Genomic DNA, 12788 nt, shown 5'->3' on the forward strand with positions numbered 1-12788 from the left:
ACGCGCCGAACGGAGGAGTTTCCTCATCTGATGACATCCCGGTTCGATGAATTATATCGGCGCGGTCCCCACCGTCAAGCGCCCGTCGGACGGTGGCCGCGTAGGTGACGCCCGAGGTGTCGCCACCCCGGGCCAGGGCCGTGCTCGTCACGCTCGCCCTGGCCGCGTTCGCGTTCGTCACGACCGAACTGCTGCCGGTCGGCCTGTTGACACACATCGCGTCGGACCTCGACCGGTCCCACTCGCGGGTGGGCCTGCTGGTCAGCGGGTACGCCGTCGTCGTCGTGCTGGCGTCCGTGCCACTGGCCCGGCTGACCCGGCGGATCCCCCGTCGTCACCTGCTCGGCGTCACGATGCTCCTGTTCGCCGCCGCGAACGGCACCGCCGCGCTCGCGCGGTCGTACGCCGTGCTGGCCGGGGCCCGCCTCGGGACCGCTGTCGCGCAGGCGCTGTTCTGGTCCATCGCCACGGCGACCGTGATCGGGCCCTTCCCCGTCGCGGTACGGGGCCGGGTGGTGGCGCTGTTCGCGACGGGGGCGACGCTCGCGCCGGTGCTCGGCGTACCTCTGGGCACCTGGCTCGGCCAGCAGGCCGGCTGGCGTACCGCGTTCGCGGTGCTGGCGGGGGTCGGCCTGGTGATCGCCGGCGCGGTGGTCGCCCTCCTGCCCAGCTATCCCCCGGCGGCCGGCGGCGGCGCGCGGGGCACCGCGCCCGACGGACGGCGCTTCGCCGTGTTGCTGGTCGCCACCGCGCTCAGCATCGGCGGCTTCCTGACCGTGCAGACCTACATCGCGCCGTTCCTGCTCGACGTCAGCGGCTTCGCCGACGCGGCGCTCACGCCGCTGCTGTTCACCGCCGGCGTCGCGGGGGTGCTCGGCACCCTGCTCGCGGCCCGGACCCTGGACACCCGGCCGATCGCCTCGCTGTTGACGGCGCTGGGCGTCGGTACGGCCGCATTGTTCGGCCTGTACGCACTCGGTGTATTCCCGCACGGCGCGGTCGCCTCGCTCGCCGGGCTCGGCCTCGCCTACGCGGCGTTCGCGTCCGCCGTGCAGAACCGGATGCTGCACCTGGCGCCCGGCAGCACCGACATCGCGTCGGCCGCCGTCAGCACCGCCTTCAACGTCGGGATCGCCGGCGGCTCGCTGCTCGGCGGCGCTCTGCTGCCCGCGTCGGGGGCACGCGCGCTCGCACTTGTCGGTGGGCTGCTGACGCTGGCCGCTCTCGTGCTGCTCGGCCGGGACGCGAGCCGGGGGCGCGTGGGCTGAGGGCAGGCGCGGTCCGACCGACTCCAGACGTTGTCAACTGGCGGTCGTCAGCATGTCCGCGGAAAGGCAATCCCGCCCCGAGGACAAGGCTCCATGACCACAGAACACGACACCCGGCTCCAACCGGCTGACCAGGGCATCCACGACGCGCCGGCACGGTCGGCTCCCCGACCGGGGCTGACCCTCTTCGCGTTGGCGCTGGGCACCTTCGCCATCGGCACCGGCGAGTTCGGCAGCAACGGCATCCTGCAACTCTTCGCCGCCGACCTGGGCGCCTCCATCCCGGTCGCGACGTACGCGATCAGCGCCTACGCCTTCGGCGTCATGATCGGCTCACCGGCGATCACGCTGCTCGCGGCGCGCGCGAACCGCCGTACCCTCCTGCTGGGTCTGATCGCGTTGTTCCTGGTCGGCAACGTCCTGTCGGGCCTGGCCCCGAACATCGCGACCCTCGTCGTCTTCCGTTTCATCACGGGAAGCGTGCAGGGTGCCTTCTTCGGCGCGGGGGCGGTCGTCGCCGCGTACGTCTACGGTCCGGGCAGGGGCGGCCGGGCGTTCGCCACCGTGATGGGCGGCCTGACGGTGGCCACCATCGTCGGGTCGCCGCTCGGCACCCTCGTCGGCCAGCAGGTCGGCTGGCGGGCGACCTACTGGACCGTGGTCGGCCTGGGTCTGCTGGCCGGCGCGGCGCTGCTGGCCTGGCTGCCGCGCACCGACGACCTGCACGGCAGTTCGGTGGCGCACGAACTCGCCGCTCTCCGACGACGCGAGGTCTGGCTCATGGTCGCGGTCGCGGCGCTCGGCATCTCCAGCATCTTCGCCGTCTACACCTTCGTCGGGCCCTTCGTCACCGACGCGGCGCGGGAGAGTACGGCGCTCATCCCGGTCGCCCTGGCCGTCTTCGGCCTCGGCATGGCGGTCGGCAACTACTTCGGTGGTCGGGCCGCCGACCACGAGGACGGCCGACCGGTGATCTTCGGCTTCGGCTACGTGCTGGTGCTGCTCGTGGCCATCGGACTCCTCGGCCGGGAGATCCTGATCCTCCTGCCGGCGCTGTTCGGCGTCGGCGCGACCATGATGTTCGCCATCCCCGCGATCCAGGTGAAGCTGACCCAGTTCGCACCCGACGCGCCGACCCTGATGGGCGCGCTGAACCTGGCCGCGCTCAACCTCGCCAACTCGCTCGGCGCGATCGGCGGCGCCGTCGCCCTCGGCATCGGCTGGGGGACCCTCTCCACGGTCTGGGCGGGGTTCGTCCTCACCGGCGCCGGCCTGCTCCTCTACCTCACCACGGTGGGTCGACCCGGGCGAGCCGTCCCGACCACGAACAGGACCCGCGGTGAGTGACACGACCCGGCGAAAATCAGAGCCGATCCATTCCTCGTCAACACCGGGCACCTACCGTTCGACTGTGCGCACCGGAGACGCCGACGGCCCTGTCCTCGACGCTGACCAGTTCGACCGCCTCGCCGGCTACGGCACGGAGGAGGAGGTCCGTCCGGGGCAACACCTGTACGCCGCCGGCGACAGCTCGTACGACTTCTTCCTGCTGCGGACGGCGACCGCCGAGGCGGTCCGGAACGCGACGGCGCTGGAGCCGGAACGGCTGATCTACCGGCGGGGGCCGGGCGAGTTCCTCGGCGAACTGAGCCTGCTGACCGGGCAGCAGGTGTTCCTCACGGTCCGTGTCGTGACGGCCGGGACGGTCGTCCGGATCACCGCCCCCGAGCTGCGCCGCGTGCTCGCCGACCAGGTCGACATCGCCGACGTGCTGATCGAGACCTTCCAGGCCCGGCGTGAACTCATGCGGGGCGAGGCCGGCAACGCCCTGGAGATCGTCGGTCGGCCGCAGGTGGCCGAGTCGCTGGAGCTGCGGACGTACGTGAACCAGATGCTCCTCCCGCACGCCTGGCTCGACGCGGCATCGCTGCCCGGACGGGCGCTCATGCGGGCGGAGGGGGTCGGCGAGGACGACCTGCCGGTCGCGGTCACCAGCAACCACGTCCTGCGTCGCGCCACTCCCGGCACGGTCGCCCAGACGCTCGGCCTGACCTACGTCGCCACGGCGCGCGATGCCGACCTGGTCGTGGTCGGCGCCGGGCCGGCCGGGCTGGCCGCGGCGGTGTACGGCGCCTCCGAAGGGCTCGTCACGGTGCTGCTGGACGGCACCGGCATCGGCGGCCAGGCGGCCAAGAGCGCACGCATCGAGAACTATCTCGGCTTCCCCGAGGGCGTCAGCGGTGAGCAGCTGGCCCGGCTGGCGATGCTCCAGGCGCTGAAGTTCGGCGTGCAGATCTACGCGCCGTGCGCGGCGGTCGGCCTCGACGTCTCCGACGAGAACCGTCCGGTCGTAACGTTGGCGGACGGCACCCGGATCGGGACGTCCGCGGTCATCGCCGCCACCGGCGCGCGCTACCGACGCCTCGACATCGAGCGGTGGGCGGAGTTCGAGCAGAGCGGCTGCGTCCGGTACGCGGCCACCGAGCTGGACGTACGCGGCTACGAGTCGCAGCCGGTCGCCGTGCTGGGCGGCGCGAACTCGGCCGGGCAGGCGGCGCTCTCGCTGGCGGAGCGCGGCTGCGCCGTCCACCTGGTGGTCCGCGCGGCCGATCTCGGGGCGAAGATGTCGGCGTACCTGACCGACCGGATCAAGGCCAGTCCCCGGATCACCGTCCACACCGGCAGCACCCTGCGGGAGCTGCACGGCGAGGACGCGCTGACGGCGATCGTCGTGGCGAAGGAGGGTGCTTCCACCCGGCTGGACTGCCGGGGGCTGTTCTGCTTCATCGGCGCCGAACCGGAGTCCGGCTGGATGACGGGCATCGCGACGGACGACAGCGGTTTCGTGCTGACCGACAGCCGGCTGCCGTCCGGCACGCACGAGGCCCCACTGCCGTTCCAGACCAGCGCCGCCCGCGTCTTCGCGGTGGGTGACATCCGCTCCGGTTCCACCAAGCGGGTGGCGACCGCCGTCGGCGAGGGCGCCGGCGCGGTCTCCGCGGTCCACACCGTGCGCGCCCGCTGAGGTCGCGGCACAGCCACCTGACGGCTCCGTCCGGTGGGCGGTGACGCCCACCGGACGGAGGTCACTGCTGCTACCCGCCGCTGCGACCCACCAGCGAGATCAACTGATCCGCCGCCGGTCCGGAGGACGCCGGGTTCTGGCCCGTGACGAGCAGCCCGTCACTGACCACGTACGGCTCGAAGTTGCCCGCCTTGGAGAAGTCGGCGCCCTTCGCGACCAACTCGTCCTCGACGAGGAAGGGCACGACCTTCGTCAGGCCCATGTACTCCTCCTCGCTGTCGGTGAAGCCGGTGACCCGCTTGCCGGCCACCAGCGGCTCCCCGGCGGGCGTGACACAGTGCCGCAACACCCCGGGTGCGTGGCACACCAGCGCGATCGGCTTGCCCGCCGCGACCACCTGTTCGATCAGCCTGGCCGAGGTGTCGTCCTCGGCGAGGTCCCACAGGGGTCCGTGACCGCCCGGGTAGAAGACGGTGTCGTAGTCCGCGACGGAGACCGAGTCGAGCCGTACGGTGGCCCCGAGCTGGCGTTCGGCCTCGGCGTCCGCCGTGAACCGGCGGGTCTGCTCGGTCTGGGAGTCCGGCTCGTCGCTCTTCGGGTCCAGCGGCGGCCGTCCGCCCTGGGGCGAGGCGAGCGTCACCTCCCATCCCGCGTCCCGGAACCGGTAGTAGGGCGTGGCCAGCTCCTCCAGCCAGAACCCGGTCTTGCGGCCGGTGTCACCGAGCTGGTCGTGCGAGGTCAACACCATCAGAACCTTGGTCATGCTCCACTCCTTGAATCAGCAGGCCGGCACCGCCGTCCGTCGCGTCGGCGGTCATACCCACGCTCGGGCGACTCAGACGGCGACGACGACGACCGCAAGCTGGATGAGAACCCTTCGTGCTCGCTGATGACCCATGCACCTGGAGTTGTAGGCAACGCCGGTTGAGGAGCACTGGACAGAAGATGCATCGACAGTCAGCGATTGACTGGGCATCCGGGGTGGCTCTATAACCGATGTCCACCGCCCGCGCGCTGCGGGCTCAGCACGCACGGCCCGCGGCGACCCGCCCCTCGGAGACGGCATGACACGTCAGGTCCCCGCCCGCCCCGCCCTGCCCCTACTGCTCGTCCTCACCCTCGTCGTCGGCGTGTTCGCCGCACCGGCCCGACCGGTGCGGGCCGCGCCGGCCAAGACGCCGCCGCTGACCACCCCGTGGACCAGCCAGGCGCTGGCCGGGACGCCCCTGCCGGAGTACCCGCGACCACAGATGACCCGTCCGGACTGGCTCACCCTGAACGGGGAATGGCAGCTGCGTCAGTCCGCCACCGACGACGCCCCACAGTTCAACACCGACCTGCCCGAACGGGTCAACGTGCCGTTTCCCGTGGAGAGCGCGCTCTCCGGCGTCCAGCGGGCCGCCAACGACAACCGCAACTACCTGTTCTACCGACGCACCGTCACCGTGCCGCCGAACTGGTCGGGCCGGCGGACCCTGCTGCACTTCGGCGCCGTGGACTGGCAGAGCACGGTCTGGGTCAACGGCGTGCGGGTCGGCACGCACACCGGCGGCTACGACGCCTTCACCTTCGACGTGACCCCGCAGCTCAACGGCGGCGTCAACGAGATCGTGGTGAAGGTGTGGGACCCGACCGACACCCGGCAGAACGGCAGCCTGCCGCCGATCGGCAAGCAGACCAAGCAGCCCGGCGGGATCTTCTACACGCCCAGCTCGGGCATCTGGCAGACGGTGTGGCTGGAGCCGGTGCCAGCGTCGTCGATCAGCAGCGTCGACGTCTACCCGAACCTGGGCACCAACACCCTGCGGGTCCGGGTCTTCACCCGCGGCGACGTGAGCGGGCACAGCGTGCTCGCCGAGGCGTTGAACGGCAGCACCGTCGTCGGCTCCGCCACCGGCGGCTTCACCGACTTCAGCGTCCCGGTGCCCAACGCCCGCCGTTGGTCACCCGACGATCCGTTCCTCTACAACCTGCGGATTCGCCTCCGCAACGCCGGCGGCGCGACAGTCGACCAGACCGCCCACTACTTCGGCATGCGGGAGATCACCACCGGCGTGGTCAACGGGGTGCTCCGACCGAAGCTCAACGGCCAGTTCGTCTTCCAGGTGGGCACCCTCGACCAGGGCTTCTGGCCGGACGGCCTGTACACCGCACCGACCGACGCCGCCCTCGCCTTCGACCTGCAGAAGCACAAGGACCTGGGCTTCAACATGGTGCGCAAGCACATCAAGGTCGAACCGCAGCGCTGGTTCTACCACGCCGACCGGCTCGGCCTGCTGGTCTGGCAGGACATCCCGTCACTCACCGCGCAGAACATCGACCCCACCGACGCGCAACAGGCGCAGTTCGAGACCGAGGCACGCGAGATCGTCGACGAGCACCGCAGCTCCCCCGCGGTCGTCGCCTACACGCCCTACAACGAGGGCTGGGGTGAGCGCGCCCTGGCCGACACCCGCCGCGTGGCGCAGAACATCAAGAATCAGGACCCCACCCGGCTGGTCAACCCGCACAGCGGCTACAACTGCTGCCAGTCCCTCGGCAACCCCGGCAACGGCGACATCGACGACTGGCACGTCTACCTCGGCCCGGACTCACCCTCGCCGTCCAGCAGTCGGATCGCGGTACTCGGCGAGTTCGGCGGCCTCGGCCTGCGCGCACCCGGCCACGAGTACAGCCCGAACGGGCAGTTCTTCGCCTACGAGTGGCAGCCCACCTCGGATGCGCTCACCGACCGGTACGTGGGGCTGGTGCAGGGCGCGCAGAACCTGATGCTCGGCGCGGGTCTCAGCGCCTCGATCTACACGGAGATCGCCGACCAGGAGGGGGAGCTGAACGGTTTCCTCACCTACGACCGGCAGGTCGTCAAGATGGACCAGGCCCGCGTCCGCGCGGCCAACTCCGCCCTCGTCACCGCGTCCAGGACGATCGGCAGCGCCGCGCCCGTCGCCCTGCCGGTCAACACCCGGCGCTCGTTGCAGGTGACCACCCCCGGCTACACCAACCGGTACCTGCGCCACCAGAACAGCCTGGCGTACACCGAGGTGGTCGACGCGGGCAGTTCGGCGCTGCTCAAGAACGACGCGACGTACACCGTCCGACCCGGCCTGGCCGACGGCGCCTGCTACTCCTTCGAGTCGGTCAACTATCCCGGCCAGTACCTGCGGCACCAGAACTCCCGGGTCCGCAACTCGCCGAACGACGGGTCGGCGCTGCTGCGGGCGGACGCGACCTGGTGCGCCCGGGTGGGGCTGACCGGAAGCGGCGTGTCGCTGGAGTCGTACAACTTCCGTGGAAAGTACCTCCGGCACCACAACTCGGAGGTCTGGCTCAGCAACGGCGCGGGCGGCGACGCCTACAACACGCCCAGCCTCTGGGCGGCCGACAGCACCTGGAACATCGCCGCCCCCTGGGCCCCCTGACCGCGACCTAGCGTGCTCCGACCATCGGTGCGGGCCGGCCAGGAGTCGTCGGCCCGCACCGACTCACGTGTCGGCCTGCGCGTCGCAGAGCACGTCGAGATGCAGGATGCGCGACGTGCCGTCACGCACCGCCCGCTGCTGGCTGCTGTTCAGGTCGTCATCGAGGTAGTCCACGGCCTTGGCCCGGTCCCGGATCTCGTAGACGGTCACCGAGCAGGTGCCCGTGTCCGAGTCGGTGCCCCGGCCGGTGGCGAGGTAGTCGTAGAACAGGTAGGACGTGTCGATGCCGCCCGAGGTCAGGGTGAGCCCGGGGGCGGTGACCGGGGGTGTCCCTTCGCCGGCCGGCCCGAGGTAGGACCGACCTTCGCCGTTCGAGTACGTCGTCCTGACCAACGCGAATCCCTCCACCCGTACGCGGTCGGCGTACCGCTGGGTCTCGTTGCCGTCGCCGCAGCCGGCCACGGTGGCGGCCATCAGCGTGGACGTCACCGCGAGCAGGGCCCGGCGGGGCACCGAGGGCGAGAACACGTGAACACTCCGGAGCAACAGGAAGAGCCGACGGCAGGACGGTACCCGATCTTGCGTCTGACGCGGCTCACGCCCTGACGTGCTGTCTCGCAACAGCCCTGAAACTACCGGTTGATAAAGCCGGAATTTTCTGCGAGCCTGAGACATCGATCAGTGTGATCGTTAACATGATCATTTCCCGCACCGGAGGCGCCTCACCCGATCCGCCAGGCCCCATCACGAGCCATCCGACCGCGTCCACCACCGCCCCCACCGCCACCCTTCCGCCGCTGGTCAGACGGACCACAGTCGCCCGGACAACGCATGCGACCGTCGGCCCGCCCGAGCGACCCCAGCATCGCGACCGCGGCCAGCACAGCGGGCCACCCATCCGAAGAGCGACCGAGTTCTCCCACCCACCACCGGAGGATCAGCATGGTTTCCCGGCCCCGTCCCCCCGGGCGTATCCGACTACGAGCGTTCACTCTTTCCGGAACTGCCGCGATAATTGCAGCCCTTGTCGTATCGATGCTGCCCAACCTGGCGCAGGCCGCCGAGACGACTCTCGGCGCGGCAGCGGCCCAGTCCGGCCGGTACTTCGGTGCCGCCGTGGCCGCCAACAAGCTCGGCGACAGCGCGTACACGACGATCCTGAACCGCGAGTTCAACGCGATCACGCCCGAGAACGAGATGAAGATCGACGCGACCGAGCCGCAGCAGAACAACTTCACGTTCGGCAACGCGGACCGGATCGTGAACCACGCCCTCTCCCGGGGCTGGAAGGTGCGCGGTCACACCCTGGCCTGGTACTCGCAGCAGCCCGGGTGGATGCAGAGCATGGAGGGCAGCGCGCTGCGCAGCGCCATGCTGAACCACATCAACCGGGTGGCCGGCTACTACAAGGGCAAGATCTACTCCTGGGACGTGGTGAACGAGGCGTTCGAGGACGGTAACAGCGGCGCCCGTCGCAACTCGAACCTCCAGCGCACCGGCAACGACTGGATCGAGGCCGCGTTCCGCGCCGCCGACTCGGCCGACCCGGACGCGAAGCTCTGCTACAACGACTACAACACCGACAACTGGACCTGGGCCAAGACCCAGGCCGTGTACAACATGGTGCGCGACTTCAAGTCGCGCGGGGTGCCGATCGACTGCGTGGGCTTCCAGTCGCACTTCAACGCCAACTCGCCGTACAACAGCAACTACCGCACGACGCTGTCCAGCTTCGCCGCCCTCGGGGTGGACGTGCAGATCACCGAACTGGACATCGAGGGCTCCGGCAGCACGCAGGCCAACACCTACCGCAGCGTGGTCAACGACTGCCTCGCCGTGGCGCGCTGCAACGGCCTGACCGTGTGGGGCGTACGGGACTGCGACTCGTGGCGCTCCGGCGGCACGCCGCTGCTCTTCGACTGCAACGGCAACAAGAAGGCCGCGTACACGGCCACTCTGGAGGCGCTGAACAGCGCGGGCCCCGGCACCAGCCCCACGCCCACGACGCCGGGTCCGACCCCCACCGTCTCGCCCACGCCCACCGCCCCACCCGGCTCGGCCGGTGCGATCGTCGGCACGCAGTCCGGCCGGTGCGTCGACGTACCCAACGCCTCGACCACCAACGGCACCCGGGTGCAGCTCTACGACTGCAACCGGCAGGCCAACCAGTCCTGGACCTACACCTCGGGCAAGCAACTCCAGGTGTACGGCAACATGTGCCTCGACGCCGCGGGCAGCGGCAACGGCGCGGCCGTGCAGATCTACAGCTGCCACAGCCAGACCAACCAGCAGTGGAACCTCAACGCCAACGGCACCATCAGCGGAGTCCAGTCCGGACGCTGCCTGGACGTCTGGAGCACCGCCAACGGCGCCCAGATCCAGCTCTACGACTGCCACGGACAGACCAACCAGCAGTTCCGGCTCTCGTCCAGCTGACGATTCGCCACACTCCGGGGCGGGTGGGCTCAGCACCTGACGAGCCCACCCGCCCCTCGTCTTTCCACCACCACCCCCAGGAGGTACCGACAGTGCGAGGACCCGCAGACCACCCACCGCCCCCGGCGGACACCCCGGTCGACCGCAGGTCGTCCGGCATCCGGGGACGACTGCTCACGGTTGCCGCCGCCGGGATGGCCGCCGCGGTCGGGCTGCTCACCATCACCCTGGCGACCGGGTCGGCGTCAGCGGCCGACAACCCGTACCAGCGCGGCCCGGACCCCACCCGGACCAGCGTCACCGCCGTGAACGGACCGTTCGCCAACACGTCGGTCGCCGTCCCGACCGGGTACGGCTTCAACGGCGGCCGGATCTACTACCCGACCGACACCAGCCAGGGCACCTTCGGGGCCATCGCGATCTCACCGGGTTACACGGCGCTGTTCTCCGCCGAACTGGCCTGGATGGGACCGTGGCTGGCCTCGCACGGCTTCGTCGTGATCGGCATCGAGACCAACAGCCGCAACGACTTCGACACGGCGCGCGGCACCCAACTCCTCGCCGCGCTGGACTACCTGACCCAGCAGAGCCCGGTACGCGACCGTGTCGACCCGAACCGGTTGGCCGTCGCCGGCCACTCGATGGGCGGCGGTGGGGCGCTGAGCGCCGCCATGCGGCGTCCGTCGCTGAAGGCGGTCGTCGGTATCGCGCCGTACTCGCCGTCGTCGAACCTGGCCAACGACCGGGTACCCACCATGATCTTCGCCGGCCAGGCGGACACGGTGGTCACCCCGTCCTACGCCACCGGTCTCTACAACAGCATCCCGAGCACCACCGAGAGCGTTTACCTGGAGGTCGCCGGCGCTGATCACGGCTTCATGGTCGGACGGTCGAACCCGGTGATGGTCCGGACCATGTTGCCGTTCGTCAAGATGTTCATCGACAACGACGCCCGGTACAGCCAGTTCCTCTGCCCGTTGCTGGACAACAGCGGTGTGGTGACCTACCGCAGCACCTGCCCGCTGCTGCCGTCGACGCCGACCAGTCCGACGCCGACCACCACCCCGACGAGCAGTCCGACCCCGACGCCGACCAGCACACCCAGCACGCCGCCCAGCTCGGCCAGCCAGATCATCGGCGCGCAGTCGGGCCGGTGCGTCGACGTACCGAACGCGTCGCGCACCAACGGCACGCGGGTCACCCTCTACGACTGCAACCGGCAGGTCAACCAGTCCTGGACGTACACCTCGGGCAAGCAACTCCAGGTGTACGGCAACATGTGCCTCGACGCCGCGGGCAGCGGCAACGGCGCGGCCGTGCAGATCTACAGCTGTCACGGACAGACCAACCAGCAGTGGAACATCAACGCCAACGGCACCATCAGCGGAGTCCAGTCCGGACGCTGCCTGGACGTCTGGAGCACCGCCAACGGCGCCCAGATCCAGCTCTACGACTGCCACGGACAGACCAACCAGCAGTTCCGGCTCGCCGCGCTCTAGCGACCGCACCGGGCGGGCTCGGCGTCACGCCGGGCCCGCCCCGCCGTGCGGCGTCCGCGGCTCACGTACCGGTCGGCGCCGCCGTGCTCGCCCGCACCACGAGCGTGGGTACGACCAACGGCAGGGGACGCGGCACCGTGTCGTCGATGGCCTGGGTGACCGCCGTGATGGCCCGTCGCCCCACCGCGCCGAAGTCCTGCTGGATCGTGGTCAACGGCGGAATCAGGTACGCCGCCTCGGGCACGTCGTCGAACCCGATGACCGACATGTCCTGCGGCACCCGCCGGCCGCGCTCGTGCAACGCGCGCAGCACACCGATGGCCATCTGGTCGTTGGCGGCGAAGACCGCGGTGGTGCCGGGCATCTCGCAGATCCGCAGCCCGGCGAGGTAGCCGCTGTGCGCCATCCAGTCACCCTCGACGGGCTCGGGCGGGCGTACGCCGGCCGCCAGCATCGCGGTGCGCCAGCCGTCGCGGCGGGCGCGGGCCTCGGCCCAGTTGAGCGGGCCGGACACGTGCACGATCTCGGTGTGCCCGAGGCCGAGCAGGTGCTCGGTCGCCAGCCGGGCGCCGAGCACCTGGTCGACGCCGACGGTGACGCTCGCCCTGGACAGGTCGCCCTCCACCACCACGAAGGGCACCCCGGAGCGGGTCATCCGCACCACCTCGAGCGCCTCGTCGTTGCCGGCGATCATCACGACGCCCTCCACGCCGACCCGCATGAGGTGTTCGGTGGCGTCGCTGAGCGCCCGTACCGTCACCTCCTCCAGGCTGACCGAGGTGGCGAAGTAGCCGGCGGCGCGGGCCGCGTCCTCGACGCTGCGATGGATACTCGTCGGACCGAACAGCGTCCGGGCGGTGCCGATGATGCCGATCATCCCGGAGCGTCCCCGGACCAGCGCCCGGGCGGCGGTGTTGGGGCGGTAGTCGAGTCGCCGGATGGCGTCCAGGACCCGCTCCCGCGTCTCGCGCCTGATCGCGGGCGCTCCGTTGATGACTCGGGACACCGTCTGGTGTGACACGCCCGCCAGGCGGGCGACGTCCGCCATGACCGCTGGCCGGTGGGCGGTCGCCACCGCTTTCTCCGCGTGAACTGTCACTGGCGGGCCGTCCGTTCTTCCATGGGTGGTTACCTCGTACGT

General features: G+C 70.6%; 9 protein-coding genes. 6 read left to right on the top strand and 3 right to left on the bottom strand.

Going from position 1 to position 12788, the window contains the following annotated elements; all coding sequences use genetic code 11:
- Nucleotides 1-104: 104 nt before the first annotated feature.
- The 3 genes from ACN263_RS17960 (at nt 105) to ACN263_RS17970 (ending at nt 4293) form a co-directional block, all read left to right on the top strand.
- The gene (locus tag ACN263_RS17960; RefSeq protein ID WP_422735507.1) at nt 105-1268 is read left to right on the top strand and encodes an MFS transporter; all 1164 of its coding nucleotides are present in this window, start codon (nt 105-107) and stop codon (nt 1266-1268) included.
- Nucleotides 1269-1361: 93 nt separating this feature from the next.
- Nucleotides 1362-2615, top strand: coding sequence for an MFS transporter (locus ACN263_RS17965; RefSeq protein WP_422735508.1), 1254 nt, complete (start codon nt 1362-1364; stop codon nt 2613-2615).
- 64 nt (nt 2616-2679) lie between these two features.
- Nucleotides 2680-4293, top strand: coding sequence for an FAD-dependent oxidoreductase (locus ACN263_RS17970; RefSeq protein WP_422735509.1), 1614 nt, complete (start codon nt 2680-2682; stop codon nt 4291-4293).
- Between the two features lie 70 nt (nt 4294-4363).
- Here ACN263_RS17970 and ACN263_RS17975 read toward each other — a convergent pair whose 3' ends face one another.
- Nucleotides 4364-5056: a type 1 glutamine amidotransferase domain-containing protein gene (locus ACN263_RS17975; RefSeq protein WP_422735510.1), complete on the bottom strand. Its 693-nt coding sequence runs from the start codon at nt 5054-5056 to the stop codon at nt 4364-4366.
- A gap of 301 nt (nt 5057-5357) precedes the next feature.
- On the opposite strand from ACN263_RS17975, the gene ACN263_RS17980 reads away from it, so the two are divergent.
- Entirely contained in the window at nt 5358-7712 is a 2355-nt protein-coding gene (locus tag ACN263_RS17980) for an AbfB domain-containing protein (RefSeq protein ID WP_422735511.1), read from the top strand.
- A gap of 63 nt (nt 7713-7775) precedes the next feature.
- Here ACN263_RS17980 and ACN263_RS17985 read toward each other — a convergent pair whose 3' ends face one another.
- A complete protein-coding gene (locus ACN263_RS17985) occupies nt 7776-8240 on the bottom strand; it encodes a hypothetical protein (protein WP_422735512.1) in 465 nt (154 codons plus the stop codon).
- 414 nt (nt 8241-8654) lie between these two features.
- Between ACN263_RS17985 and ACN263_RS17990 the strand changes: the two genes are divergently transcribed.
- Both ACN263_RS17990 and ACN263_RS17995 read left to right on the top strand, forming a co-directional pair.
- Nucleotides 8655-10148 (top strand): endo-1,4-beta-xylanase, encoded by a 1494-nt coding sequence (locus ACN263_RS17990; RefSeq protein ID WP_422735513.1) that lies wholly within the window; start codon nt 8655-8657, stop codon nt 10146-10148.
- A gap of 92 nt (nt 10149-10240) precedes the next feature.
- Complete coding sequence (locus tag ACN263_RS17995; RefSeq protein WP_422735514.1) at nt 10241-11647, top strand: ricin-type beta-trefoil lectin domain protein; 1407 nt, start codon at nt 10241-10243, stop codon at nt 11645-11647.
- 61 nt (nt 11648-11708) lie between these two features.
- On the opposite strand, the gene ACN263_RS18000 is transcribed toward ACN263_RS17995, so the two are convergent.
- Entirely contained in the window at nt 11709-12722 is a 1014-nt protein-coding gene (locus ACN263_RS18000; RefSeq protein ID WP_422735515.1) for a LacI family DNA-binding transcriptional regulator, read from the bottom strand.
- Nucleotides 12723-12788: the final 66 nt, after the last annotated feature.

It is taken from the genome of Micromonospora sp. WMMD729 (genome assembly GCF_049315225.1).
In the GTDB taxonomy this organism is placed as follows: domain Bacteria; phylum Actinomycetota; class Actinomycetes; order Mycobacteriales; family Micromonosporaceae; genus Micromonospora.